Annotated in this window: 22 protein-coding genes; 10 read left to right on the top strand and 12 right to left on the bottom strand. The window is 41.1% G+C overall.

Annotated features, from left to right (window positions below; all coding sequences use genetic code 11):
- Positions 1-7: 7 nt before the first annotated feature.
- The 4 genes from ABT310_RS02465 (at position 8) to ABT310_RS02450 (ending at position 5,078) form a co-directional block, all read left to right on the top strand.
- Complete coding sequence (locus ABT310_RS02465) at positions 8-1,759, top strand: TonB-dependent receptor (protein ID WP_375325184.1); 1,752 nt, start codon at positions 8-10, stop codon at positions 1,757-1,759.
- 102 nt (positions 1,760-1,861) lie between these two features.
- On the top strand, positions 1,862-2,956 hold the full coding sequence (locus ABT310_RS02460; protein ID WP_375325183.1) for an OmpA family protein: 1,095 nt from the start codon (positions 1,862-1,864) through the stop codon (positions 2,954-2,956).
- Positions 2,957-2,997: 41 nt separating this feature from the next.
- A complete protein-coding gene (locus ABT310_RS02455) occupies positions 2,998-4,617 on the top strand; it encodes an amidohydrolase (RefSeq protein ID WP_375325182.1) in 1,620 nt (539 codons plus the stop codon).
- Between the two features lie 23 nt (positions 4,618-4,640).
- Positions 4,641-5,078 carry a hypothetical protein gene (locus ABT310_RS02450; RefSeq protein WP_375325181.1) on the top strand — a complete coding sequence of 146 codons (438 nt, stop codon included), beginning with the start codon at positions 4,641-4,643 and terminating at the stop codon, positions 5,076-5,078.
- 45 nt (positions 5,079-5,123) lie between these two features.
- Here ABT310_RS02450 and ABT310_RS02445 read toward each other — a convergent pair whose 3' ends face one another.
- A complete protein-coding gene (locus tag ABT310_RS02445; RefSeq protein ID WP_375325180.1) occupies positions 5,124-5,654 on the bottom strand; it encodes a DUF2911 domain-containing protein in 531 nt (176 codons plus the stop codon).
- Between the two features lie 236 nt (positions 5,655-5,890).
- Between ABT310_RS02445 and asnB the strand changes: the two genes are divergently transcribed.
- From asnB to ABT310_RS02430, 3 genes are all read left to right on the top strand, one after another.
- A complete protein-coding gene (gene asnB / locus ABT310_RS02440) occupies positions 5,891-7,561 on the top strand; it encodes an asparagine synthase B (RefSeq protein WP_375325179.1) in 1,671 nt (556 codons plus the stop codon).
- Positions 7,562-7,810: 249 nt separating this feature from the next.
- Positions 7,811-9,751 (top strand): DNA topoisomerase (ATP-hydrolyzing) subunit B, encoded by a 1,941-nt coding sequence (gene gyrB / locus ABT310_RS02435; RefSeq protein ID WP_375325178.1) that lies wholly within the window; start codon positions 7,811-7,813, stop codon positions 9,749-9,751.
- Between the two features lie 71 nt (positions 9,752-9,822).
- Positions 9,823-10,833: a DUF6588 family protein gene (locus ABT310_RS02430; RefSeq protein ID WP_375325177.1), complete on the top strand. Its 1,011-nt coding sequence runs from the start codon at positions 9,823-9,825 to the stop codon at positions 10,831-10,833.
- 78 nt (positions 10,834-10,911) lie between these two features.
- On the opposite strand, the gene ABT310_RS02425 is transcribed toward ABT310_RS02430, so the two are convergent.
- Positions 10,912-11,283: a hypothetical protein gene (locus ABT310_RS02425; RefSeq protein WP_375325176.1), complete on the bottom strand. Its 372-nt coding sequence runs from the start codon at positions 11,281-11,283 to the stop codon at positions 10,912-10,914.
- 249 nt (positions 11,284-11,532) lie between these two features.
- On the opposite strand from ABT310_RS02425, the gene mdh reads away from it, so the two are divergent.
- Together mdh and secDF are read left to right on the top strand one after the other, a co-directional pair.
- Complete coding sequence (gene mdh / locus ABT310_RS02420; RefSeq protein ID WP_375325175.1) at positions 11,533-12,459, top strand: malate dehydrogenase; 927 nt, start codon at positions 11,533-11,535, stop codon at positions 12,457-12,459.
- Between the two features lie 222 nt (positions 12,460-12,681).
- The gene (secDF, locus tag ABT310_RS02415; protein WP_375325174.1) at positions 12,682-15,648 is read left to right on the top strand and encodes a protein translocase subunit SecDF; all 2,967 of its coding nucleotides are present in this window, start codon (positions 12,682-12,684) and stop codon (positions 15,646-15,648) included.
- A 68-nt stretch (positions 15,649-15,716) separates the two neighbouring features.
- Here the strand turns inward: secDF and ABT310_RS02410 are convergent, their stop codons facing one another.
- The 8 genes from ABT310_RS02410 to ABT310_RS02375 form a co-directional block, all read right to left on the bottom strand.
- The gene (locus ABT310_RS02410; RefSeq protein ID WP_375325173.1) at positions 15,717-17,180 is read right to left on the bottom strand and encodes a glycosyltransferase; all 1,464 of its coding nucleotides are present in this window, start codon (positions 17,178-17,180) and stop codon (positions 15,717-15,719) included.
- A 75-nt stretch (positions 17,181-17,255) separates the two neighbouring features.
- Complete coding sequence (locus ABT310_RS02405; RefSeq protein ID WP_375325172.1) at positions 17,256-18,506, bottom strand: ATP-binding cassette domain-containing protein; 1,251 nt, start codon at positions 18,504-18,506, stop codon at positions 17,256-17,258.
- Positions 18,507-18,529: 23 nt separating this feature from the next.
- The gene (locus tag ABT310_RS02400) at positions 18,530-19,060 is read right to left on the bottom strand and encodes a GNAT family N-acetyltransferase (RefSeq protein WP_375325171.1); all 531 of its coding nucleotides are present in this window, start codon (positions 19,058-19,060) and stop codon (positions 18,530-18,532) included.
- Positions 19,061-19,543: a DUF192 domain-containing protein gene (locus ABT310_RS02395; protein WP_375325170.1), complete on the bottom strand. Its 483-nt coding sequence runs from the start codon at positions 19,541-19,543 to the stop codon at positions 19,061-19,063.
- 3 nt (positions 19,544-19,546) lie between these two features.
- Positions 19,547-20,515: a prolipoprotein diacylglyceryl transferase gene (gene lgt / locus ABT310_RS02390; protein ID WP_375325169.1), complete on the bottom strand. Its 969-nt coding sequence runs from the start codon at positions 20,513-20,515 to the stop codon at positions 19,547-19,549.
- A gap of 67 nt (positions 20,516-20,582) precedes the next feature.
- Positions 20,583-20,804, bottom strand: a complete 222-nt coding sequence (gene yidD, locus ABT310_RS02385; protein WP_375325168.1) for a membrane protein insertion efficiency factor YidD — start codon at positions 20,802-20,804, stop codon at positions 20,583-20,585.
- A gap of 57 nt (positions 20,805-20,861) precedes the next feature.
- Entirely contained in the window at positions 20,862-21,251 is a 390-nt protein-coding gene (locus tag ABT310_RS02380; protein WP_375325167.1) for a DUF779 domain-containing protein, read from the bottom strand.
- Position 21,252: 1 nt separating this feature from the next.
- Positions 21,253-22,776, bottom strand: a complete 1,524-nt coding sequence (locus ABT310_RS02375; protein WP_375325166.1) for an aldehyde dehydrogenase family protein — start codon at positions 22,774-22,776, stop codon at positions 21,253-21,255.
- Between the two features lie 213 nt (positions 22,777-22,989).
- Between ABT310_RS02375 and ABT310_RS02370 the strand changes: the two genes are divergently transcribed.
- Positions 22,990-23,910, top strand: coding sequence for an AraC family transcriptional regulator (locus ABT310_RS02370; RefSeq protein ID WP_375325165.1), 921 nt, complete (start codon positions 22,990-22,992; stop codon positions 23,908-23,910).
- Here the strand turns inward: ABT310_RS02370 and cysS are convergent.
- Positions 23,902-25,383 (bottom strand): cysteine--tRNA ligase, encoded by a 1,482-nt coding sequence (gene cysS / locus ABT310_RS02365; RefSeq protein WP_375325164.1) that lies wholly within the window; start codon positions 25,381-25,383, stop codon positions 23,902-23,904. The genes ABT310_RS02370 and cysS overlap by 9 nt on opposite strands.
- Before the next feature lie 13 nt (positions 25,384-25,396).
- Complete coding sequence (gene folE, locus ABT310_RS02360) at positions 25,397-26,077, bottom strand: GTP cyclohydrolase I FolE (protein WP_090293986.1); 681 nt, start codon at positions 26,075-26,077, stop codon at positions 25,397-25,399.
- Positions 26,078-26,085 lie beyond the last annotated feature (8 nt).

Here is a 26,085-nt window from a genome sequence, read left to right as displayed (position 1 = left end):
ACACAAAATGCAAAAGAGAACCTATATATTTTCATTACTTTTTTTGAGCCTTTGTGGAGTGGTTATCGCCCAGGAAGAGGATAACATTGGTACGGAAACGGTAACGGTGGTTAAACCGTATTCCCCTACCGTTTCGGATGCCTTTAAAATTAAATCGTCACCTAGTTTAAACGATTCCATTGTACTTCAAAAGAAGAAAATCAATTACAGTATATTTTCGGTGCCTGTAGCATCGACCTTTACCCCAGCAAAAGGAAAGGCTTCAGGAGTTGAAAAAACACCACCGCCTACCTTGTACAATTCGTATGCCTCGATAGGATTGGGTAATTACAACAATGCTTTGGTCGATTTTTATACAAGTAGGGAGTTCAATAGGGGCGAAGACCTTTTGGATTTTGGTTTGACCCATAATTCATCCCGTGGCGATTTGGATTCCACCCCCTTGGATACCGATTTTTATGATACCAAATTGAGTGCTTCCTATGCCAAAAAGGATCGCTATATGGATTGGGGTGCAAATATTGGTTTGCAACATCAACTCTATAATTGGTATGGTATCCAGAGTGAATTGTTCACCGAGGATGAAATAAATGCCATGGATGAAACGCAAAACTATTTCAATGCAGAGGCCAAAGCGAATTTCAACATGGAAGATTCCCCCTTTAAAAGTGGGACTGTAATGTTGAGACGTTTTTGGGATGCTACCAAATCAGCAGAAAATCGTGCAGTAATCAATCCTACATTTGAACTTCCCATTACAGAAGAATTGATCACCATTGCTGCCAAAGTGGATTATGTAGGGGGAAGTTTTGAAAATGGCACCATTACAGAAGGGGTGAATGAAGGTGAAAAAAAATATAGCAATCTACAGGCAGGTGTAAACCCAAGCCTTTTGATTCTTAGAGACAATTTGACTGTGAATCTAGGGGCCAATATTGTCTACGGATTGGATATTGAAAACAGTGACAGCAACTTTTATATTTATCCGGTGGTTACCGCATCCTATAGGTTGCTAGATGAAAATGTAATCGCTTATGGGGGAATCGAAGGAGAGTTAAAACAGAATTCGTATCATGATTTTGTGGACGAAAACCCATATGTATCTCCAACTTTAAATATTGAACCGACGGACCAACAATATGAAGGGTATGTTGGTTTAAAAGGACAATTAACTTCAAATATTGGATATAACATCAAAGGGTCATACATGGCGGAGAATAGAAAGCCCTTGTTTTACCAAAACAGTGTGAATACCGATAGAACCGATGAAAAGAGCTATTACTACGGCAATTCTTTTCAAGTATTTTATGATGACGTGAAAACCTTGGGTGTTTTCGGTGAAATCAATGTGGATGTGAACCGCAATTTTTCATTGGGAGCCAATGCAGAATTCTATGATTACGATACTGAAACGGACAATCCAGCATGGAATTTACCTTCCATAAAAGGTTCGTTGTTCATGGATTATCAAATTACCGATCAATGGTATATGGGGGCAAATCTATTTTATGTAGGCGAAAGGGATGCTTTGACTTCGGTAGCCTTGACCAATAATGTGCCTCCTGTCATTTCTTATACGCCAATAACTTTGGATGGCTTTTTTGATGCCAATGCCCACGTAGGATATCGCTTTAATGACCAACTTTCAATTTTTGTTAAAGCTTCTAACATTGCGAACAACAATTACCAGCGATGGGCCAATTTTAGGGTGCAAGGATTCCAAGCTTTGGCAGGGGTGTCTTATAAGTTTGATTTCTAATTTGTAGGATTTTACGCAATAATTTTATTGATGGAGCGTTTTGTACATTCCATCAAGGCATTGATTATCATGTGATTGGTGGGTCCTAATTCACTGACGACCATGCGACTTCGACCTCACTTCATAACGTCCGTAGCTCTATTTGTGTTGGCCATTTCCATGTCTTTTTCACAAAATTTAGTGATGAATGGTGGTTTTGAGGATTTCATCAACTGTCCGGTTAAAATGAGTAATCTCAATGGTGATGCCGAGCATTGGAGTGCCCCGTCCTTAGGGACTACGGATTATTTTAACCAATGTAGTAAGACAAAACTGGGTGTTCCGCTTAACTTCAAAGGAAAACAAGACCCTTACGAAGGTTCTGGTTATGCCGGTTTGTATTTGTACGCACCCAAAGATTACCGTGAATATATTCAAATACCCCTAAAAGAGATGCTTGAAAAAGGGAATCGATATCGTTTGACCTTATTTATCAGTCTTTCCGAAAAGTCGGATGGAGCTGTTATGGATATTGGAGCTGTATTTTCCGAAAAGCCACTTTCCATTCATACAAAAAGACAACTTTCCCATAGCGTTTTGTCTTCATCCCCTGTTCAAACAACACATATCAAACAATTTCCAGCCACTGGACTTTATGAAGACAAGCAAAAATGGATGGAATTGAGTTTTGATGTGGTGGCCAAGGGATTTGAAACCCATTTGATCCTCGGTAATTTTAAAAGCAATGCAGGCACCACTTATGTGAGCCACGATAAAGATGCCAATAAAGAAGAGGGCTACTCTTATTATTATTTGGATGATATTTCTTTGTCGTACTTAGGTCCCGAATACAAAGCCAATGAGGTCTATGTATTGGACCATGTCAATTTTAATTTCGACCGATTCGATCTGCAACCAAAAGCTAAGCAAAGCCTAAAAGATGTTTATGAATATCTAAAGCAAAACCCCAACCTTCAAGTGTCCATCAGTGGGCATACCGATGATCTAGGTTCCGATGAATACAACGATGTGCTTTCTCGGGAAAGAGCATTGGTGGTGGCCAACTATTTAATGGCCTTGGGCTTGGACAAAAATCGGATTTCATCCAAAGGTTATGGCGATAAAAAACCGATTGATTCAACCTTAACCGACGAAGCACGCCGTAAAAATAGACGGGTTGAATTCGTGATGACCGAGTTTGAAGACGAAGACCCTTAATATTCCCCTGCTTTTTCTATTTTTGGAGGAAACCATCCATAATGAAAAAGTTCCTTTTTATCTCAATTACTTTTCTAGCGCTTTCTTGTCAAACCAAAGAAGAGGTAGATCTCATTATTCAAAACGCAAATATCTACACCGTAGATGCCAATTTTTCCAAGGCGTCGAGTATCGCCGTCAAAGATGGAAAGTTTGTTGCCGTTGGTAATTCAGAAGAAATTGCTGAAAAATACAATGCCAAAGAACTTTTGGATGCTGATGGCAAAACCATAGTTCCTGGTTTGGTCGATGCCCATTGTCATTTTTACGGTTTGGGTCAAAACCAGCAAGTGGTAGATTTGGTTGGAACCTCAAGCTATGACGAAATATTGGAAAAAGTAGTTGCCTTTCACAAGGAGCGCCCATCCAATTTTGTAATGGGTAGGGGATGGGATCAAAACGATTGGGAATTAAAGGAATTCCCCACCAAAGAGAAATTGGACGAATTGTTTCCTGATACCCCTGTTGCCTTACGTAGGATAGATGGCCATGCCCTTTTGGTCAATCAAAAAGCGTTGGATTTGGCTGGAGTTACGATAGATACTGAAACCGAGGGAGGTGAAATCGTAAAGGAAAACGGTAAACTAACAGGTGTTTTAGTGGATAATCCAATGGGTCTTATCGATCCTATTGTGCCTCCATTGACCAAAGAACAACAAATTCAAGCACTTAAAGATGCTGAAACAATAGCTTTGAATTATGGATTGACGACCGTTAACGATGCAGGATTGTCTAGAGAGACCATCGAACTTATTGATAGTCTGCAACAAGCAGGAGAATTGTCCATTCGAGTGTATGCCATGGTGTCCAACTATCCAGAGAATTTGGATTACTTTTTAAATAAAGGGATAATAAAAACCGAAGGCTTAAATGTACGTTCCGTAAAAGTTTATGGTGATGGTGCTTTGGGGTCTAGAGGGGCAGCCTTGCGTGCGCCTTATTCCGATAAACCCGGGCATTTTGGTGCCATGGTTACGCCAGTGGACCAGATTGAAGCTTTGGCGGAGCGTATTGCGGCCACCGATTACCAAATGAACACCCACGCCATTGGCGACTCTGCAAATATTGTAGTGCTTAGAGCTTATGATAAAGCCTTGGAAGGAAAACCTGATCGTAGATGGAAGGTGGAACATGCGCAAGTAATTTCCCCTTCAGATTTTGATTATTACGAAAAGGGAATCATCCCCTCCGTACAACCCACCCATGCCACTAGCGATATGTATTGGGCGGGAGATAGATTGGGTTCAGAAAGAGAAAAAGGTGCCTACGCCTACAAAGACCTATTGGACAAAGCCGGATTGGTCGCTTTGGGCACCGATTTTCCAGTGGAGCGCGTGAGTCCATTTTTAACCTTTTATGCAGCAGTGGCACGTCAAGATTTGGAGCAATATCCCGAAGGTGGTTATCAAATGGAAAATGCCTTGTCGCGAGAAGAAACCCTTAAGGGTATGACCATTTGGGCGGCTTATTCCAATTTTGAGGAAGATGAAAAGGGCAGTATTGAACCAGGAAAATTTGCGGATTTTGTGATCTTGAGTGAAGATATCATGACAGCTCCGTTACCCAACATACCGAACATAGAGGCAGAACAGGTCTTTTTGGGCGGTAAAAAGATGAAATAACATTGGACGTCATTCTGAACAACGTGAAGAATCTATCAAAACTCTTATTCCTTAATTTTTTATTTTGGGTTTTATTGCTTGTTTTTTCAGGATGTAAGAATGATAGGCCGTTAAAATATGAGGATTTTGATGGAGATGATTTTGTTCAGGCGCCTGCGGTGGTGACTAAAATTACAAGAACACCAATCGTTGGAAATAAATCACAAGTTAGATGGGATAAATACAATGTGTACTATGCTTACAACCTTGAATCGGATTCAATTCTAGTTGGGATGGAAATGGATGTCGAACTAGCACTGAGCGAGGGTGATGGTTTTTACGTACTAGTGCATAAAAAAGATCAGAATATTAGTTTTATCGCAGGACATCGATTATTGCCAAGGGATAAAAAGATTCTTGACGACTATTTAACAAAATCAAAAGAAAGCGGAGTCAAATATTTTGGAGTTAAAAAACAATAAAAAAGCCCCAATTATGGGGCTTTTACTTTTTAGATATTTTTCTGCTTAATACGAAAGAGGCAAGGTTACTCGAGTGGTTCCCCATCCCATTACCATATTTCCGTCATCATCAAAGGCAATCGAGAAGGCTTCCAACGCTTCGCTATCGGTGCTTACTTTAGCAGTGGTTCTTGCCACATCGCCATCACTGTTGTATGAATATGCACCCCATTCATGTAGGTTGCTGTTCAAAATAACGGTCCATTCCCCATCACCTGGAATAGTGAACAAGGCATAAGAACCTGCTTTGATGGTCTTGCCGCCAAAATTAACGTCTTTGTAAAAAGTAACTTCAGTTGATTCATTCGCGCCAGTTCTCCATACCTTACCAACAGGGGCAAGTTCGTCCAAGCTACGTCCTTTTAATTGAGGACGACTGTAAATTACTTTGGCCATTTTGTTGGTTTCCCTGGAGCTGGATGGATAATATGCAATATCCGCAGGACTCGCATCCAGTCCACTGAATTTCTGTGCTGTAGCCTCGCTTGTGAACACAAGACCAGCAAACAACATGAGTAATAAGGTTAAATTTTTCATGATTTTGGTTTTAGTTTATTGTCAAATCTAATTAATAATTGCTCAATATAAAGACGATAAAATAAAGGAACCTTACAATGTGTTCAAAGTAATAGCTAAAACACACGATATTATTTCATTTAGATATAAATGACGTGTTTTATATAATAAAGTGTAGCAAAAAAGAATTATTTAGTTTTATATATTAAGTTTAAAATTCATTTTTGTATCAGAATTGTAATAATAAATTAAAAATTATGTGTGGAATTGTTTGTGCATTTGATGTAAAGGAAAGTACCGAGGTATTGCGCCCACAATTATTGGAGATGTCTAAAAAAGTTAGGCACAGAGGGCCGGACTGGAGCGGTATTTATGCTAATGATAAAGCAATTTTGGCCCACGAGAGATTGGCAATTGTAGATCCAGCTTCTGGAAAACAGCCATTGTTCAGTGCCGATGAAAAATTGGTGTTGGCTGCCAATGGTGAAATATATAACCATCAAGAACTTCGTAAACAATTTGATGGTAAATACGAGTTCAAAACCCAATCGGATTGTGAAGTGATTTTGGCATTATACCAAGAAAAAGGAGTGGATTTTGTAGATGAAATGAACGGGATTTTCGGGTTCGCCATTTATGATACGGAAAAAGATGAGTATTTCATCGCAAGAGATCATATGGGAATTATTCCACTATATATTGGTTGGGACAAAAACGGAACCTTTTACGTGGCTTCTGAATTAAAAGCTTTGGAAGGAACTTGTTCCAAAATCCAGCTTTTTCCTCCGGGACACTACATGCACAGTTCCGATGGTGAATTTGTACGATGGTACAAAAGAGACTGGATGGAGTACGATGCCGTAAAAGAAAATGAAACCAGTATTCAAAAGATCAAGGATGCCTTGGAAGCGGCCGTGCACCGTCAATTGATGTCTGATGTGCCTTATGGGGTATTGCTTTCAGGAGGCTTGGATTCTTCCGTTACTTCCGCCATTGCAAAAAAATATTCACAAAAACGAATCGAGTCTGGAGATACGGCCGATGCTTGGTGGCCTCAATTGCACTCTTTTTCTGTGGGACTTGAAGGTTCACCCGATTTAGCGGCTGCACAAAAGGTAGCTGACCACATCGGAACCGTGCACCACGAGATAAAATTTACCATTCAGGAAGGGTTGGATGCCATCAAGGATGTGATCTACAACTTGGAGACTTATGATATCACCACCATTAGAGCTTCCACGCCTATGTACCTTATGGCTCGTGTGATCAAATCCATGGGGATAAAAATGGTATTGTCCGGTGAGGGGGCAGATGAGTTGTTCGGTGGATATTTATATTTCCACAAGGCACCAAGCCCAAAAGATTTCCACGAGGAAACTGTGCGCAAATTGGATAAACTTCACATGTACGATTGTTTGCGTGCCAACAAATCTTTGGCTGCATGGGGCATTGAGGGGCGTGTGCCCTTCTTGGACAAAGAATTTATGGATGTGGCCATGACCATTAACCCAAAAGATAAAATGATCAATGGGGAGCGTATGGAAAAATGGGTAGTGCGTAAAGCCTTTGAAGATTATTTGCCAGAAAGTGTGGCTTGGAGACAAAAAGAACAATTTTCAGACGGTGTAGGGTATAGCTGGATTGACACCTTGAAAGAATTGGTGGCCGAAGAAGTGAGCGATGAGCAATTGGCAAACGCACATTTCAAGTTCCCGATCCAAACCCCGACCACCAAAGAAGAATATTACTATAGATCTATTTTTGAAAGTCATTTCCCTTCGGATGCAGCCGCTTTGTGCGTGCCTCAAGAGCCTTCTGTGGCGTGTAGCACAAAAATTGCATTGGAATGGGATGAAGCATTCAAGAACATGAACGATCCATCAGGTAGGGCAGTGGCCAAAGTGCATACCGATGCCTATGAAAAGTAGACTATTTATTTAGCCAACCACGGGTGGAACAACCTGAAGGTTTGTTTCATTAATTAGCCAAAAAAAGCCCCTTTTTAAGGGGTTTTTTGATTTAAAAGGTGTTCACTTCCACTTATTCGACGAAACGCTCATTTTTCCACAGTATTTGTTGATAACTTAGGGTGTCCAAGGTCCTCTGCAAAGCCTTTTCAATAGGGTAATCATTATATTTGTAAGATTTGAAAATTTGAAGGCAAACACAAAGTATATATGAGCGAAGAAGCAAACAAAAAACAGTACTCAGCGGATAGCATCCAGGCCCTTGAGGGTATGGAGCACGTACGTATGAGACCTTCCATGTATATTGGAGATGTAGGGGTCCGTGGTTTGCACCATTTGGTGTACGAAGTAGTGGATAACTCCATTGATGAGGCCATGGCCGGATATTGTGATTCCATCGAGGTAATCATCAACGAAGACAACTCCATCACCACAAAAGATAACGGTCGGGGCATCCCGGTTGGCCTGCACAAAAAAGAAGGTGTTTCTGCCCTAGAGGTGGTAATGACCAAAATTGGTGCGGGTGGTAAGTTTGATAAAGATTCCTATAAAGTTTCCGGTGGTCTGCACGGGGTTGGGGTATCTTGTGTGAACGCACTGTCCAATCACTTAAAAGCGACCGTTTACCGCGAAGGAAAGATTTGGGAGCAAGAATATGAAAAAGGTAAAGCACTTTATCCGGTAAAAAGCGTTGGCGATAGTGACGAGACCGGTACTGTAGTTACCTTTGTGCCCGACAACTCGATATTTACCCAAACCACAGAATATAATTACGAAACCCTGTCCAATAGGATGCGCGAGCTTGCCTATTTGAACAAGGGCATTACCATAACCCTTACCGATAAAAGGAATAAAGACGAAAAAGGAGAATTTATCTCCGAAACCTTCCATTCCGAAGAAGGGTTGAAAGAATTTATCAAATTCTTGGATGGAAACCGTGAGCCATTGATTCAGAGTGTAATCTCCATGGAAGGAGAGAAAAACGGAATCCCAGTTGAGGTGGCCATGGTATACAATACAGGGTATACCGAAAACTTACACTCCTACGTAAACAATATCAATACCCACGAAGGAGGTACCCACCTTTCCGGATTTAGAAGAGGGTTGACGACTACATTAAAAAAGTATGCCGATAACTCGGGAATGCTCGATAAGTTAAAGTTTGAAATTTCAGGAGATGATTTCCGTGAAGGACTTACTGCCATAGTTTCCGTAAAAGTGGCAGAACCACAGTTTGAAGGTCAGACCAAAACCAAATTGGGAAACCGTGAGGTAACCAGTGCAGTGAGTCAAGCCGTATCCGAAATGCTTGCCGATTATTTGGAGGAGCACCCAGACGATGCCAAACAGATTGTGGAAAAAGTGAAGTTGGCTGCCCAGGCGAGACATGCAGCGGCCAAGGCACGTGAAATGGTTCAGCGTAAAAACCCAATGAGTGTGGGTGGTTTGCCAGGGAAACTTTCGGATTGTTCTGAACAGGACCCTACCAAATGCGAAGTATTCTTGGTAGAGGGAGATTCCGCAGGTGGAACCGCCAAACAAGGAAGGGACCGAAACTTTCAGGCTATTTTGCCCTTACGTGGTAAGATTTTGAACGTTGAGAAGGCCATGCAGCATAAGGTTTTTGAAAATGAGGAAATCAAAAACATATACACGGCGCTAGGGGTAACCATTGGTACCGAAGAGGACAGTAAAGCATTGAACCTTGATAAACTTCGCTACCATAAAGTAGTGATCATGTGTGATGCGGATGTGGATGGTAGCCACATTGAAACGCTGATTTTGACTTTCTTCTTCCGTTATATGCGCGAACTGATTGAAGGTGGCCACGTGTACATTGCTACACCACCATTGTATTTGGTGCGTAAAGGACAGAAAAGAAGATATGCTTGGAATGATAAAGAGCGTGATGAAATTGTAGCTTCCATGAACGGAGGAGCCATTATTCAGCGTTACAAAGGTCTTGGGGAGATGAATGCAGAGCAATTGTGGGATACCACCATGAATCCTGAATTCAGAACATTAAGGCAAGTAACTATCGACAATGCATCTGAAACAGATAGAATATTCTCGATGTTGATGGGGGATGAAGTTCCGCCAAGACGAGAGTTTATTGAGAAAAATGCGGTCTATGCGAACATAGATGCATAAATAAATGATGTTCACAACAAAAACTCGCCCCCAAAGGGCGAGTTTTTTAGTTTTAGGGAAAACTTTAAACAATGAAGAAGATTCTTTTATTGATGGCACTGTCATCAGTTTCCCTAGTAAAAGCACAAGGCATCAACGATCTTTTGGTATCGGGTGTGGAAGATGCCAACCGATTTGCCAATTCTTATTTGGCTCCGGTATCCGAAGCGGCCATTTATGGGATTTCAACAGGGTGGTACAATTCTGCAGATGCCAAACCTCTTGGAGGCTTCGAAATTTCTGTGGTGGGTAATATCACCGGTTTTAAAAACAAAGAAGATAAAAAGGCTTTTTTGTTAGATCCTTCGCAATATGACAATCTAGACTTTGTTCAGAATCCGGGCGAACCACGATTGGTGTCGACAGCTTTAGGAGATATTGAAGGGGTTATGGTATTCGTGGAAGATGAAAACGGACTGTTCCGAGATGAATTTGAGTTGCCATCGGGTCTGGCGGCCGAAGACTTTAATTTTATCCCATCTGGGTATCTTCAGGGTAGTGTTGGTCTCATCAAAGGTTTGGAGGTAAAAGCTCGATTTTTACCTAAAATCAAATATGATGACGATTCGAATATTGGTCTTTTTGGTGCAGGTGTACAATATGATTTTACCAAAATGCTTCCTGCGGACAAGTTATTGCCTGTTGCCATTTCTGGAGTGATTGGCTATACCAACTTAAGCGGTGAATATGATCTTAACGAAATCAGCAGTATTGATGGTGATGACCAACGCTTGGATGCCAAATTCAAAACATGGAATTTTAGTGCAGTGGTTTCAACCAGAAATATTCCGGTCATCAATTTTTATGGTGGATTGGGGTATATTACGGGTAAATCCACTATCGATGTGTTGGGAACCTACGAGGCCAATGGTCCATTTTTCACAGAAAGAGTAGTAGATCCTTTTAGTGTTTCAGAGAGTGCAAGTGGTGTTGTTGCCAATTTGGGAACCAAGTTAAAGCTAGGCTTCTTTAGGATCAACGCCGAATATAACTTTTCAGAATTCAACACCTTTACATTTGGTTTGAATTTTGGATTTAGATAAATTCAAATTCACTAAACATAAGAAAGGCCCCAATCTGCATTGGGGCCTTCTATTTTCATATAAGTAGTCTTCACGTGTTTATTCCCTGGTGGCGAAGACCGAACCATTCTCCAGGGTTAAAATTTCAGGTTGTTTTGCTTTTTGCATGCTAACGGTGATATCCTGTACTTGGGGGTCACCATATATTATGGTATAGGTGCCGTTTTCTTCGGACCATTTAAAATCGGTATAAAAAACGAGTTTGGAATCGGAATAGCTCTGGTATCTTCCCAGATACACATCATTAAAAATCCATTCTTCACGAGTGGTGCTCGAACCTTTGTCGGTAGAGGTCGAAATTTCGGTTTTGGCCCAGATGCCCAAGATGGGGTCGTTGTTCTCTGGAATTTCGCTACAGTTGCTTACAGCCAATATGGCTATTATGGACAACAATGAAAAGAGCTTTTTCATAGTCTTGTAGGTTAAATTGGATTTGGGACTATTAGAACGTTGTTTTGTAGGAAACTATTGCATAAAAACCTAAGAAAGATTTTTTCAAGTGTTTTAAGTGGTCTGAATTTGACAATTTTTAATGCAATTGTGAAGGAACTCCCGATTTCTGATTTTAAGGGGTATTTAAGCCGCTAAAACTGGTAAAAGTCAGCCTTTTTCTGCTACAAATGCCTTATTTTTGAGGTCTAAAAATTTAAACTTACACAAATGAAAGTTACCGTAGTTGGAGCAGGCGCAGTGGGAGCAAGCTGTGCTGAGTACATAGCAATGAAGAATTTTGCATCAGAAGTTGTTTTATTGGATATCAAAGAAGGATATGCCGAAGGAAAAGCAATGGATTTGATGCAAACGGCATCCCTTAATGGTTTTGATACCAAAATTACTGGAAGTACCAACGATTATAGTAAAACGGCAGGTAGCGATATCGCCGTGATTACTTCAGGTATTCCCCGTAAACCAGGTATGACCCGTGAGGAGTTGATTGGAATCAATGCTGGAATTGTAAAGACTGTGGCCACAAGTTTGTTGGAGCATTCTCCAGACACAACCATTATTGTAGTAAGTAACCCAATGGACACCATGACCTATTTGGTGCACAAGGCAACTGGATTGCCAAAGAACAAAATTATCGGTATGGGTGGTGCGTTGGACAGCGCTCGTTTCAAATACAGGTTGGCTGAGGCTTTGGGAGCACCAATTTCCGATGTAGACGGTATGGTAATCGGTGGTCACAGTGATGTTGGAATGGTGCCTTTGATTGCGCATGCAACTAGAAACAGTGTAAAAGTATCCGAATTCCTATCCGAAGAAAAAATGCAGTGGGTAGTGGAAGAAACCAAAGTTGGTGGTGCTACCTTGACAAAACTATTGGGAACCAGTGCTTGGTATGCCCCAGGCGCAGCAGTTTCTGGTTTGGTGCAGGCCATTGCTTGCGACCAAAAGAAAATGTTCCCATGTTCCACTTTGTTGGAAGGCGAGTATGGTCTAGATGATATTTGTATCGGTGTTCCAGTGATTTTGGGTAAAAACGGAATCGAGGAAATCGTAGAAATCGAACTTACCGAAGCAGAAAAGGCAAAAATGCAAGAAAGTGCAGCAGGTGTTAAAAAAACCAACGGTCTGCTAGACGTATAAGCTCGAAAAACAAGAGTAAAGAAATTGTCATTTCAGGTGTAACCCCCAAGAAATCAGTATCGATAGGCTTGGAGAAATAACGGTTAATCTGGGATGACATTTTCATTTTATTTCGATGGCAACGGACCATTATTGCAATTACATTAATTTCTATTGGCAAATCTTGTCGGAAATGATATATTTGCACGCTGTTTAAGAAAACTTCTAAAAATTTAATAATCAATGCAAAATAAAGGACTTATAAGGCTTTTCGCGATCCTTTTTGGCTTGGTGAGCATCTATCAGCTATCCTTTACTTTCATCACAAGTAAGTTGGAGAAAGATGCTGAAGCTTATGCTGTTAGCCAAATTTCGGAAGCTGAGGAAGATTATGTGGCAAAGCGTGAAGCTTTAGAGGCATCGTACTTGGATTCCATCAGTGACAACACTGTTTTGGGCTTTACTAGCTACGGAGAGGCGAAGACGAAAGAGTTGAACAAGGGATTGGACCTTAAAGGAGGTATCAACGTAACCTTGCAGATTTCCGTAAAGGACATCTTAAAAGGGCTTGCCAACAATACCAAGAACCCAGTGTTCAACAAAGCTTTGGCAGATGCCGATGCGGCTTCCAAAAATAGCGATGCTACTTATTTGGAACTGTTTTTCGACGCTTTTGATAATATTAAAGGAGATACCAAATTGGCCTCTCCCGATATATTTGCCAACAAAGGTCTTAGCGACGACATCAATTTTCAAATGAGCGATGATGAGGTAAAACCTGTCATCAGAAGAAAAATTGACGAGTCCATTGTTTCTGCATTCGAAGTACTTCGTGAGCGTATCGATGGTTTCGGGGTAACCCAACCAAACATTCAGCGTGAAGGAAACTCAGGACGTATTTTAGTGGAACTTCCAGGAGCAAGGGATATCGCCCGTGCCCAGGACCTTCTTTCAAGTACTGCCCAATTGGAATTCTGGGAAACTTATCCACAGAGCAGCCAGAGCTTGGGAACTTTCTTGGTAAACGCCAACGAGCGCTTGAAAGAAATTTTGGAGCCTCAAAAGCCTGCTGAGGACCTATCAAAACCAGAATCTGAAATCGATTCATTGTTGTCCGATGTGGCACAGGATTCTTTGGATATGACCCAAGAGGCCAATCCAATTCTAGGCAAATTGATTCCTGCTAACCCAGGAAGCCACGCCATTGCAAGAGCTATGGTTTCAGATACTGCCGAAATTGGGGCCTATTTGAGAATGCCAGAAATCAAAAGGTTGATACCTAATGATATTCAATTTGTAAAATTCCTTTGGGAAAGACCTGCACAAGATTCTGAGGTTGCTGATTTGTACGCGCTAAAATCCAATAGGGATGGTGAGCCAAGAATCAGTGGAGACGTAGTTTCTGATGCTCAGGATACATTTGACCAATTCAATAAGCCAGCGGTGAGCATGACCATGAACACCCGTGGAGCTAAAGAATGGGAAAAATTAACTGGTGATGCCTACAACAACCAAACTGGGATTGCCATTGTTTTGGACAATAAAGTATATACTGCACCTGGGGTTTCTTCAGGGCCTATTTCAGGAGGGCGTTCCGAAATTACCGGTACGTTTACCGTAAACGAAACCAAGGATATTGCCAACGTATTGCGTGCAGGTAAACTTCCAGCTTCCGCAGACATCATTCAGTCCGAAGTAGTTGGTCCATCATTGGGTCAAGAAGCCATTGATAGTGGTTTTAGATCGTTTATGATCGCCATGATCTTTGTATTGGCATGGATGATTTTCTACTATGGTAAAGTAGGTGTGTTTGCAGACATCGCATTGGTATTCAACATTCTTTTGATTTTTGGTGTGTTGACCAGTTTAGGTGCTGTATTGACTTTGCCTGGTATCGCGGGTATCGTATTGACCATTGGTATGTCGGTAGATGCCAACGTACTTATTTTTGAAAGGGTAAAAGAAGAATTGCAAAAAGGAAAGGGCAAGGCACAAGCCATTGCAGATGGTTTTGGTAATGCATTGTCTTCTATCTTGGATGCGAACATTACAACAGGTTTAACAGCTATTATCCTTTTTATATTTGGTTCAGGACCTATTAAAGGTTTCGCAACAACCTTAATGATCGGTATTGTTACGTCTTTGTTCACGGCTATCTTTGTAACTCGATTAATGATTGATGCCTACGCAAGCAAAAAAGGTAGACGTTTGGATTTCAGTACTGCCATCACAAAGAACCTTTTCAATAATTTGAGCATAAACTTCTTGGGAAAACGTAAAGTAGCCTATATCATCTCTGGTATTTTGGTTGCGGTAAGTATTTTCTCTTTGTTAACGACAGGATTGCAACAAGGTGTGGATTTTATCGGAGGGCGTACCTACCAAATCCGTTTTGAAAAGGCAGTAAACCCTTCAGAAATTGCATCTGAACTCAACGTGGTGTTTGGAAGTGGAACCAATGTTAAAACCTTTGGTGGTAACAATCAAATTAAAGTAACCACTCCATATAAAGTTGACGAAGAAGGAATTGAAGTGGATGCGGAAATTCAGGATAAACTATATACCTCATTGCAAAAATACCTTCCAGATGGAACTAGCTTTGATGATTTCACCGTCGGTGCATCAGAAAAGTCCATTGGAATAATGCAATCTGTTAAAGTTGGACCTACCATTGCCGATGACATCAAGAAAAATGCATTCTTGGCTATCTTAGGATCCTTGGCAGTAGTATTCCTTTACATTTTATTACGATTCAGAAAGTGGCAATTCTCATTGGGTGCCGTAGTAGCGGTATTCCACGATGTAATGATCGTATTGGGAATCTTCTCCCTAACCGGAAAGATCATGCCTTTTAACATGGAAATCGACCAAGCCTTTATTGCGGCCATTCTTACCGTTATCGGTTATTCCCTGAACGATACGGTGGTTGTATTCGACCGTATTCGTGAGATTACCGGTCTAAAAGGTTGGAAAGATGGAGAAAATATCAACGAAGCCTTGAACAGTACATTGAGTCGTACATTGAACACCTCGCTTACCACATTGATTGTGTTGTTGGCCATTTTCATCTTTGGAGGTGAAAGTTTGAGAGGATTTATGTTCGCGATGATTATCGGTGTAATTGTGGGTACATATTCATCTGTATTCATTGCAACACCTGTAATGTTCGATTCATTAAAGAAGAAAATCGCTGCTGCTACGGGAGCATAGATTTCGTTTTTTTAGATTACACCAAAAAAGGCCACTTTTTAAAGTGGCCTTTTTTATTGGGTACGATTTCAATCTTTGTTCGCCGATAAAACGCCCAGCCACGATAACAATTGGCTAAAAAGTGTAAAATTTTGAATCACCCGAAGCTGACCATTAAAACCCCATTTATCCCGTTCTTTCGGATGGTTCAGCATATGGGCCAATGTTTTGGACAACGCAGGAATATTGGTGGGGTCCGGATTGATCTGTCCCGTTTTGTTATGCACTACCTGAAATTTCAATCCAGCTGCATTGGATACCAAAACAGGTTTCCGTTTCCACATAGCTTCTGTGGCAGTAAGCCCAAATCCTTCTTGAATGGAATTTTGTACAATTATACTCGAGCTCCGTTGAATTGCATTAACGATAAGTGCATTTTCCTTTGGATTGTCCAGCGGCAATAACAATATGGCAATATCGTTTTGCATGGCGCTGTCCACTTTTTTATATGTTTCAATAAGTTCATTGAGGACCTCTTCACCTTCGGGATCATCCGAAACAAAAGCGGGGTCTGGACCACCCATGATGAGCAATGCCATTTCTATCTGTTTATAATCAAGACTGTCCGGGTCGCCATTTTTGCGATTGTCCAATTTCATTTTAATAAAGGCTTCCATTAACTCCTTAAAACCCTTTAATCGGTCCCAACGTGATATTTCAGTAACAATGGGCCTATAAATAAAGTTCAAGTTAGTACCCTCGTCCAAGGTGCCAAAGGAGCCATCGGGCATTACTTTTCGGACCAAATGATCGTATCGGTCATATAAAATGGCCTTGTGATCGTCTAAGATGCCGGATTGGTATAAAATACCGATGCACTTGTGTAATTGTAGTTCCCGATTTTTGTGACTCAAAGGGTCAATTGCTGGTGGAATTATGGAAGAACGACTTTTTAAGGTTTTTGGCACATAACTGGGCAAACTGAATACAAAATGATCGTAATCATTGGTGTAGGGCCTTAAAAACTCCCAAACCGCGTCGGTTACCTCCGTATCTTCTTCCAAACCAATGTGGCAGCGCCAAATTATGGAAACATCTTTTTCTTTTTTAATCATGGCCGCTAGGGGCATGGGTTGGGGGTCATGCACTACAACAATATCCCCGTCGTTGATAAATTCCAAGGCTTTGGACAGGTTGTTTTGGTTGACGGCTTCATAAATTTTTCGGTCCTCATCGGTAAAAATACCATTGCCGCTACCGTGAATGGCATTGTGTATACGTTTGGTCAAGTCGAAGAACGATTTGTCCTTGGCTTCGATGACCAACCATTCAATGGAAGTGCCAAGTTCGCGAAGTATCCGCATTTGACTGGGTAGCATTTCGGCAACTCCACCACCAATGGCCGTCGAGTTGATCATCCAAACCGTTTTTCCTTTTAAAGCGTCAATAGGTTCTTGGGCCTGTTCCATGAAATCCAGAACAGAAGAGTAGAGGGAACCGTATGCCTTGTAATCTGAAATTTTGGCACCGGGCTTAACATTGATTTTTTGCATGAAAGGGAAGTGTATTTTTGAATTCCCTTTAAGATAGCAAAAATTGACGGGTTTTGTCCTTTGGACGTCTGTGGATTAGGGTTTCACTTCAATTCCATGGGAACCTTTTGAATCGAGATGTAACTCAAAAATGCGTTGGGGCTCCAGTTGGGGTTCTTTTCTGTGTGAAACAAAAACGATCGCTGAATCACTTTCTTTTGCAATTTTATTTACTAGAGCCACAAAGAGAGAGGCACTTGCATCATCCAATCCTTCTGTGGGCTCATCCAAAATTAATAAAGGTGGATGTTTTACCATGGCCCGGGCCATCATTACCAATCTCTTTTCCCCATCCGAAAGGTCTTTGAAATAATCCTCTTTTTTTTGATCTAAGTGCAGAAGTTCCAACCATTTTTTGGCCAACTGTTTTTCTGCATCCGTGGGTTGAACATAAAGTCCGATGGAATCGTGCAGTCCCGAAATAACCATATGTTCTAAAGTGTGGTACCCCCTAAACTTGTTGGTTATGGCAGGAGTGTAGTACCCAATTTTTTGTTTGAGGTCCCAAACGCTCTCGCCGCTACCTTTTTTTTGTCCGAAAATGGTCAAATCTTGACCATAACCTTTGTGACTATCCCCGGTGATCATACTTAAAATGGTCGATTTTCCGCTTCCGTTTGGACCTATTAATTGCCAAAATTCTCCTTTTTCAATGGTCCAATCAATTTGGTTCAACACTTGTCGACCATCAAAACTCACGGAAACTTTTTTAAGTTGCACCAAGGTTTTTTCTGTCTCTTCAATGGGTTTTAAAGGGGGTGGAATTATTCCTTCAAATAAGACTTGCCTGGGTTGATTGACTTGCCAAAAGTCTTCCTTTGATGGGTATTTGTGGAGGGTGTCACCATCCAATTTGAAAAAATCGGTAGCACTGGGTAAAATATCATCCAAGCGGCTCACCAATTGCACTAAAATTCGATTTGCAGCAATCTCGTTCAATTGGCCCTTTAATTTTGCCTGGGTGGCTACATCCAAATTATCAAATGGATTCACCAAAATGAGAAAGTCAGGGTCTTGCTGTAAAAGATAATTGAGCAAGGCTTTCTTTTGCTCACCGCTGCTCATGGTTTTTAAAGGCTGATTCGTATTCTTGGTGAGGATTTTAATGTCGTGACGCTCCTCTTCATCCATAAATCGGTTGATTTCGGAACGAGAGAAAATTAGACCCTTTAAGTATTGTAATTCTTCTAAACCCGAAACGGCATGGTGTTTTAGTAAGGATTCCACCAAATTTTTGATGTTCGAATTGTTCTGGGTGAGAATGGCGTAACTTTTGGGCGGTTTCATTTAAGAAAAGAATTCCACCAAATTTACAATGATTGGGCGTTTACACGAAAAATATGAACAGGATTGTCTTTGTAAGTGGTTGTTTTATCCAAATGCATTCCGTTTTTAAGGGCCACATTTTGTGAGGGAACATTATCTATGTGAATAATGGAAATTAATGAAGGGGCAAAATCATGTTCGAAAGCAAATTGCTTGCATTTTTCAGCAGCCTCAAAGGCATACCCTTGCCGCCAATACTCGGGAAGAATGGAGTATCCAATTTCCAACTCTTGCACATTATCTACAATTTGCACCAAAAGCCCACAAATCCCGACCAATTTTCCTGTTGATTTTAAAATTAAGCCGTTCATGCCTCCCAAGTCTTTTTCATACCGTTCAAAAATTCGGTCAAATTGAACTTGACAGGCAGTTTTTGGGTCGGAGGGAAGGCCTTCCCAAAATTGGGTGGATTTTGGGTCGTGGTAAAAGGGTAACCAAGCTTCAAAATCTGATGCTTTCAATTTTCGGAATAGCAGTCGTTCCGTTTCTTGATGTTCCAGTAAATAGTTGGCCATTTAGTTTCTTGAAAAGCTTATGCTGTCTCCAATTTGCAATCCATGAACATCCGAAAGTCCGGCATTGATTTCCAAAACATATTTTGCTGGAGCTTCAGAAGGTAGGCTATTTTCATTGTACGCTTCCGCCTCTTTTTGAAAACTCACAATTTTTTGGTTCTCATCAATGTAGATAATGTCCAAGGGAAATTGGGTGTTTTTCATGTAAAAAGAACGCATCCGATTATCTGGAAAAATAAATAGCATGCCTCTTTTTGGTTTCATGGAAGCACGATACATTAAGCCCGTTTGGGTTTCGTATTCGGTTTCCGCGATTTCTATGTCAAAATATACCGAAGTGGAATCCGAGGCCAATTTAATGACCTGTAATTCGCCTTCTTTTTTAAAGGCGACGGTTTCTGTTTTTAAAGAAGTTTTGGTTTCGCTTTTGCATGAAGCCAAAAACAATACGCATAAAAACAAAATGGAAATTTGTTTGAGCATGGATTAGTATTTACTTTCCAACCGTGGTTTTATCATTAAAGCAAGTCCTGCAGCGATCAACGGAAAACTCAACCATTGTCCTGTGGTTAAATATCCAAGCTTGTCCTCAAATCCTCCTTGACTCTTTTTATAGAATTCAACCACAAAGCGCACCGAGAAAAGTAGCACTAAGAACAGACCGAATAAAAAGCCAGGTTTGTATGCTTTTTTTGATTTCCAATACACCAGATACATGATGGCAAACACAATGAGATAGCCGAACGCTTCATACAATTGCGCCGGGTGACGGTAAGGAATGGATTGCAATAACTGTGAAAATTCTGGATTGTGTTGAATGGCTTTATAGGCGGCATTTTCTGTAGGTTCTTTGGTCAGGGCCATTGCTTTGTAGGCCGGCATATCATCCGAATCGCGAATAAAACGAGTCGCTAAAAAGTAGGACTTATCCTTTACCACATCACCATTGATTTCGGAGTTGAAAAAATTGCCAATTCTAATAAAGGCAGCTCCAAGTGCGGCAGGTACGGACATTCTATCCAAAAGCCACATGATTTTGATGTCCTTCCATTTAATGGTGTATAAAATCATCCCAATAATGGCTGCAATGGTAGCGCCATGACTTGCCAATCCCGTAAATCCGGTAAACTCATAGCCATTTATGATGCCGAAAAGGGTGCCATCAGAACTTTCACGAATGGGGAGTAGAATTTCTACTACGTGCTCTTTGTAATATTCCCAATCATAAAAAAATACATGGCCCAATCGTGCTCCCAGCATAATGGAAACCACGGAATAAATGAAAAGGGAATCCAATTGCTCCATTGATTTTTTTTCATTCAGAAAAATCTTTTTCATGAGCATCCACCCTACAACAAAGGCGGCAATCCATAAAAGATTATAATATTTTATCTGTAAAAAACCCAGCTTAAAGAGGGTTCCTTCGGGGTTCCAATCAAATCCAAGGAAATACATCTTGATTATTTTTTGGACTAATATAACTACTTTGATTGGTTGAAGCGTTGAATTGCGACTTCAATTTTTAAGGAACGGGATCATAACCGCTTCCGCCCCAAGGGTTGCAACTGGCAATGCGTTTTATGGCCAACCATCCTCCTTTAAAGAGGCCGTGCTTTCGTAATGCTTCCAAAGTATATTGTGAACAAGTGGGGGAGTAGCGGCAGGTTGCGGGCAGCATGGGCGAAATTAAATATTGATATAATTTCACCAGAAGGACAAAAGGAGCTATTAAAATCTTTTTCATGTACGTTGCGTCTGCTGGTACAAGGTAAAAAAAAGCCCCGATTTATCGGGGCTCGTACTAAACATCCTCTGATATGGGTAACAGCGGTTCTAAACTTTCTCTTTCATCATCTGTATACAATCTGGATTTGATCACAAACCGAAGTCCCATTGGAATTTCAAGACTAAAACTGGAGCCTCTTCCCGTGGTAATATCCACGGTAATTTGGGTGTGTTTCCAATATTCGAACTGGTCCTTGCTCATGTAAAAGTTACACCCGTGAATGTTGCCCAAGTGAACGTCGTTGTCGTTGAGCATCAATTCACCTTTGGGAAAACACATGGGTGATGAGCCGTCGCAGCATCCTCCGCTTTGGTGAAACATAAGTTCACCGTGACGTTCCCGTAGTTGGTCGATAACTTCCTTGGCGCGGTCCGTTACCAAAACCCGTTTTGTCAAATCTTCCATTCTAAAAGAACCCTAGCTTATTCTTATCGTAAGAAATCAGCATGTTTTTGGTCTGGCGGTAGTGGTTCAACATCATTTTATGGGTTTCCCTACCGATTCCAGATTTTTTATATCCACCAAATGGTGCGTGAGCTGGATAGGCATGGTAGCAGTTCACCCAAACTCTACCCGCTTGAATTTGTCTGGAAATTTTATAGGCTTGGTGCATATCGCGTGTCCAAACCCCAGCGCCCAATCCGTAGAGGGTATCATTCGCAATTTCCAAAGCTTCGGCTTCATCTTTAAAAGTGGTGACACAAACTACTGGCCCAAAAATTTCTTCTTGGAACACTCGCATTTTGTTGTTTCCTTTTAAAATGGTTGGCTGAATGTAATAACCGCCTTCCAAACCTTCGTTATATGCTGCTGCTCCGCCTGCAAGTACTTCACACCCTTCTTCTTTACCGATTTCGATATAGTTTAGGATTTTTTCATATTGGTCGTTGGAAGCTTGAGCCCCCATCATGGTCGTTGGATCTAAAGGGTGACCTAACTTGATGGCTTTGGTTCGTTCCACTACACGTTCGATGAACTTATCAAAAATACTTTCCTGTACCAAAATTCTGGAAGGACAGGTACAAACCTCACCTTGGTTCAAGGCAAACATTACGGCGCCTTCCAAACATTTGTCGAAGAACTCGTCGTCTGCTTCCATGATGCTTTCAAAGAAGACATTTGGCGATTTGCCACCCAACTCCAAAGTCACAGGGATAATGTTTTTGGATGCATATTGCATGATCAACTGACCCGTAGTGGTTTCGCCCGTAAAGGCAATTTTGTTGATTCTTGGGCTGGACGCCAATGGTTTTCCTGCTTCCAATCCAAATCCGTTCACAATGTTCAGCACTCCGGCAGGAAGAATATCCTCAATCAGTTCCATTAAAATCAAAATACCGACTGGAGTTTGCTCAGCAGGTTTTAGTACCACACAGTTACCTGCAGCCAAAGCGGGCGCTATTTTCCATGCTGCCATTAATATGGGGAAGTTCCATGGGATAATTTGTCCAACAACACCTAGTGGTTCCAGAACATTCATGGAAACGGTGTTGGAATCCAATTCGCTCACCGAACCTTCTTCAGCACGGATAACCCCGGCAAAATATCTAAAATGGTCTATGGCCAATGGCATATCGGCTGCCCTGGTTTCACGAAGCGCTTTACCATTGTCCCACGTTTCTGCTCTGGCCAAAACCTCAAGGTTTTGTTCCATAACATCGGCAATCTTAAGTAATAGGTTGCTTCGGTAAGTAGCTGATGAGTTGTTCCATTCTGGGGCAGCTGCCCAAGCGGCATCGATGGCCTTATCTATATCTTCTGAAGTGGAACGCGCTATTTTGGTGAATGAATTTCCGTCTACAGGTGAAATATTGTCGAAATATTCCCCTTTGGTTGGTGGTACCCATTTTCCACCAATGTAATTTTCGTATTGCGCTTTGAATTTCGGTTTCTCCAAAATACTGCGCTCTGTAGTTTGTACATTGCTCATAGTATTGTTGTTTAAGTTAATTTTTGTGTGTTGGAAGTGCATGGTCCAACTGACTGATTTTAAAAGTATTGATTTTGAGTTCTGTGTATCTGACGTATTCTATTAATGACATGACCGATTCTCTTTCTTATTGAATATTTAACAATTATTGACATTGAAATTTTTATATTTAATAACTAATCTTATAAAATATTAAGGAGTAGTAATTTTATTATGCGATTACCTGAACGATTTTTTAAGGAACGAAAGCTGGAGCATTTGGTCGAAAACCAAACTTCGTATACGCTGAACAATGCCTCTATGCATGTTTTTGAGACGCATTTGCAGGCTGAGAAAGTGTTGTTGCAGTTTGACCAACCCGTTTTGGCTTCTATGTTGATTGGGAAAAAAGTAATGCACCTGCGGGATAAGGAAGCATTTAACTTTTTGCCAGGGGAATCGCTTATTCTTCCGTCCAACGAGGTCATGTGCATTGATTTTCCCGAGGCAGATGTGGACAATCCCACGAGATGTCTGGCGATGGCCATTTCCGATGAAAAAATAAATAAGGTCATCAATCTGATGAACGAACAGATGCCCAAAGTGGATGGCTCGGAATGGGCATTGATGGACTACAACTATCACTTTACCAACGATGCCAGTATTTATGGGATCATCCAACGATTATTGTACTTGTTCACGGAAAATCATCCTTCCAAAGATTTTTTTGTGGACAATATGCTACAAGAGTTGATCATTCGGATTTTGCAGGGCAATGAACGGGATAATTATGCAAAAAACGCATCCAAATTCAGTTCCAATAACCGTTTGGCCTATGTGATGGATTACATTTCCACACATTTGCATGAGCAGTTATCCATTAGTGATCTGAGTAAAAAGGCCTGCATGAGCGAATCCCATTTTTACAAAACCTTTAAGGAGGAATTGGGTGTAACGCCCATCGATTTCATTAATAGTGAGCGCATTAAAATGGCCATTTACTTATTGAAGGACCCTACTAAAAAAATAAAGGAAATTTATCTGGAATGTGGGTTTGAAAACCGCTCGTATTTCAACCGATTGTTCAAACGTAAGATCCATGTATCTCCTGGACAGTATCAGTCAAAATTCAAGAAAAACCAAAGTCTAGTTTAAACTGAAGGTAGTTCCGTCTTTTCCATCCTTAATTTGGATTCCCAAAGCGTTGAGCTCATCCCTAATTTTATCTGAAGTGGCGAAATCCTTATTGGCACGGGCTTCATTTCGAATTTGAATCAATAATTCCATCACCCCATTTAAGGCCGTGGAATCGTCATTGGCCAAAGATTGGTTTTCGATACCAAGTACATCGAATACAAAAGCTTTCATCGTGGCAGAAAGCTCCGTTTTGTCGGCTTCTGTAATTCCAGACTTTCCTTCTTTGATCAAATTGATGTTTTTAACGGCATCAAACAATTGCGCAATAAGGATAGGCGAGTTAAAATCGTCGTTCATGGCATCGTAGCATTTCTGCTTCCATGCTGTCACATCAAAATCGGAAGTATTGGAAACTGGCAGGCTTTCTACATTATCCATTGCATCCATCAAACGGTGATACCCTTTTTCTGAAGCCAGCAAAGCATCATCACTAAGGTCCAAAATGCTGGTGTAGTGGGCCTGCAGCATAAAAAAGCGCACCACGGAAGGCGAATAAGGCTTGCTCAATATGTTGTTGTCACCACTAAAAATTTCGTAAGGGTAAATGTTGTTGTCCGTAGATTTGGACATTTTTTTGCCGTTTAGGGTAAGCATATTGGCATGCAACCAATATTTTACAGGAGATTTTCCGGTACTTGCTTCGGCCTGTGCAATTTCGCATTCGTGGTGCGGGAATTTTAGGTCCATTCCACCTCCGTGAATATCGAAAGTTTCACCCAAATATTTGGTGCTCATGGCGGTACATTCCAAGTGCCAACCAGGAAAACCATCTCCCCAAGGGGAAGGCCAACGCATAATATGCTGTGGCTCGGCTTTTTTCCAAAGCGCAAAATCCTGTGGGTTTCGCTTTTCGTCTTGGGCGGTAAGTTCACGGGTGTTGGTGATCATATCCTCCAACTTTCGACCGCTCAATTTACCGTAATCATGATCTTTATTGAACTTAACCACATCAAAATATACAGAACCATTTACCTCGTAGGCCAACCCTTTTTCAAGAATTTCTTTGATGATCTCGATCTGCTCAATAATGTGCCCAGTCGCCGTTGGCTCAATACTGGGGGGCAATAAATTGAGTTTTTGAATGGTATTATGGAAATCCACGGTGTAGCGTTGCACTACTTCCATGGGTTCTATTTGCTCCAGTTTTGCTTTTTTCGCAATCTTGTCCTCACCTTCATCTGCATCGTTCTCCAAGTGACCTGCATCGGTAATGTTTCGTACGTACCTCACTTTGTACCCTAAATGTTTAAGGTATCTAAAGATCATATCAAAAGACATAAAGGTGCGGCAATTGCCCAAGTGTACATTGCTGTATACGGTTGGACCGCAGACGTACATGCCTACGTGGCCTTCATTGATGGGTTCGAATAGTTCTTTTTGTCCAGAAAGTGAATTGTGGATGCGTAGGTTTTGGTCTTTATAAAGTTGCATTAATCGTTTAGGATTAAAATTCGGTATCTAGGTTGATGTAATCCAAAAATTCCCTGCGAACGGCCTCATCCTTAAACTTTCCTCCATACTCTGCCGTTACCGTGCTGCTTTCGATGTCTCTAATTCCCCTTGAATTAACGCAAAGGTGTTTGGCATCTATCACACAGGCAACGTCCTCGGTTCCCAAAACTTCTTGGAGTTCTTTTACAATCTGAATGTTCAATCGTTCTTGAACCTGTGGTCTCTTGGCATAATAATCAACAACTCGGTTCATTTTAGAAAGACCAACCACAGTGCCATTTGAAATATAGGCGATATGAGCACGGCCTACAATCGGTAATAAATGGTGTTCGCAAGTTGAGTAGAGAACAATGTTCTTTTCCACTAACATTTCACCATACTTGTACTTATTACTAAAAGTGGAAGAGTTGGGTTTCCTGTCGGGATGTAGACCACCAAAAATCTCTTTCACGAACATTTTGGCCACACGTTTTGGAGTGCCGTTTAAACTATCATCATCCAAGTCAAGTCCAAGAGTGAGCATGATTTCTCTAACGCTCTTTTGAATTCTTTCGATTTTTTCATCATCGCTCAATACAAAAGCATCCTTCCTCATTGGTGTTTCCGTTGAAGAGCCAACGTGGTCGTTGCCTCTTTCCTCATATTGTTCTTCCAAAGCCTGCTCTAATTTCATAGCTATTT

This window comes from Flagellimonas cixiensis, from assembly GCF_042134615.1.
GTDB classification, from domain to species: Bacteria; Bacteroidota; Bacteroidia; order Flavobacteriales; family Flavobacteriaceae; genus Flagellimonas; species Flagellimonas cixiensis.
The sequence above is the reverse complement of the archived record's forward strand: the minus strand, read 5'-3'. Positions and strand labels throughout refer to the sequence as shown.

Coding starts and splice junctions, on each gene's coding strand:
- ABT310_RS02465 (WP_375325184.1), top strand. CDS start 8: ATGCAAAAGAGAACCTATATATTTTCATTACTTTTTTTGAGCCTTTGT.
- ABT310_RS02460 (WP_375325183.1), top strand. CDS start 1,862: ATGCGACTTCGACCTCACTTCATAACGTCCGTAGCTCTATTTGTGTTG.
- ABT310_RS02455 (WP_375325182.1), top strand. CDS start 2,998: ATGAAAAAGTTCCTTTTTATCTCAATTACTTTTCTAGCGCTTTCTTGT.
- ABT310_RS02445 (WP_375325180.1), bottom strand. CDS start 5,654: ATGAAAAATTTAACCTTATTACTCATGTTGTTTGCTGGTCTTGTGTTC.
- asnB (WP_375325179.1), top strand. CDS start 5,891: ATGTGTGGAATTGTTTGTGCATTTGATGTAAAGGAAAGTACCGAGGTA.
- gyrB (WP_375325178.1), top strand. CDS start 7,811: ATGAGCGAAGAAGCAAACAAAAAACAGTACTCAGCGGATAGCATCCAG.
- ABT310_RS02430 (WP_375325177.1), top strand. CDS start 9,823: ATGAAGAAGATTCTTTTATTGATGGCACTGTCATCAGTTTCCCTAGTA.
- ABT310_RS02425 (WP_375325176.1), bottom strand. CDS start 11,283: ATGAAAAAGCTCTTTTCATTGTTGTCCATAATAGCCATATTGGCTGTA.
- mdh (WP_375325175.1), top strand. CDS start 11,533: ATGAAAGTTACCGTAGTTGGAGCAGGCGCAGTGGGAGCAAGCTGTGCT.
- secDF (WP_375325174.1), top strand. CDS start 12,682: ATGCAAAATAAAGGACTTATAAGGCTTTTCGCGATCCTTTTTGGCTTG.
- ABT310_RS02410 (WP_375325173.1), bottom strand. CDS start 17,180: ATGCAAAAAATCAATGTTAAGCCCGGTGCCAAAATTTCAGATTACAAG.
- ABT310_RS02405 (WP_375325172.1), bottom strand. CDS start 18,506: ATGAAACCGCCCAAAAGTTACGCCATTCTCACCCAGAACAATTCGAAC.
- ABT310_RS02400 (WP_375325171.1), bottom strand. CDS start 19,060: ATGGCCAACTATTTACTGGAACATCAAGAAACGGAACGACTGCTATTC.
- ABT310_RS02395 (WP_375325170.1), bottom strand. CDS start 19,543: ATGCTCAAACAAATTTCCATTTTGTTTTTATGCGTATTGTTTTTGGCT.
- lgt (WP_375325169.1), bottom strand. CDS start 20,515: ATGTATTTCCTTGGATTTGATTGGAACCCCGAAGGAACCCTCTTTAAG.
- yidD (WP_375325168.1), bottom strand. CDS start 20,804: ATGAAAAAGATTTTAATAGCTCCTTTTGTCCTTCTGGTGAAATTATAT.
- ABT310_RS02380 (WP_375325167.1), bottom strand. CDS start 21,251: ATGGAAGATTTGACAAAACGGGTTTTGGTAACGGACCGCGCCAAGGAA.
- ABT310_RS02375 (WP_375325166.1), bottom strand. CDS start 22,776: ATGAGCAATGTACAAACTACAGAGCGCAGTATTTTGGAGAAACCGAAA.
- ABT310_RS02370 (WP_375325165.1), top strand. CDS start 22,990: ATGCGATTACCTGAACGATTTTTTAAGGAACGAAAGCTGGAGCATTTG.
- cysS (WP_375325164.1), bottom strand. CDS start 25,383: ATGCAACTTTATAAAGACCAAAACCTACGCATCCACAATTCACTTTCT.
- folE (WP_090293986.1), bottom strand. CDS start 26,077: ATGAAATTAGAGCAGGCTTTGGAAGAACAATATGAGGAAAGAGGCAAC.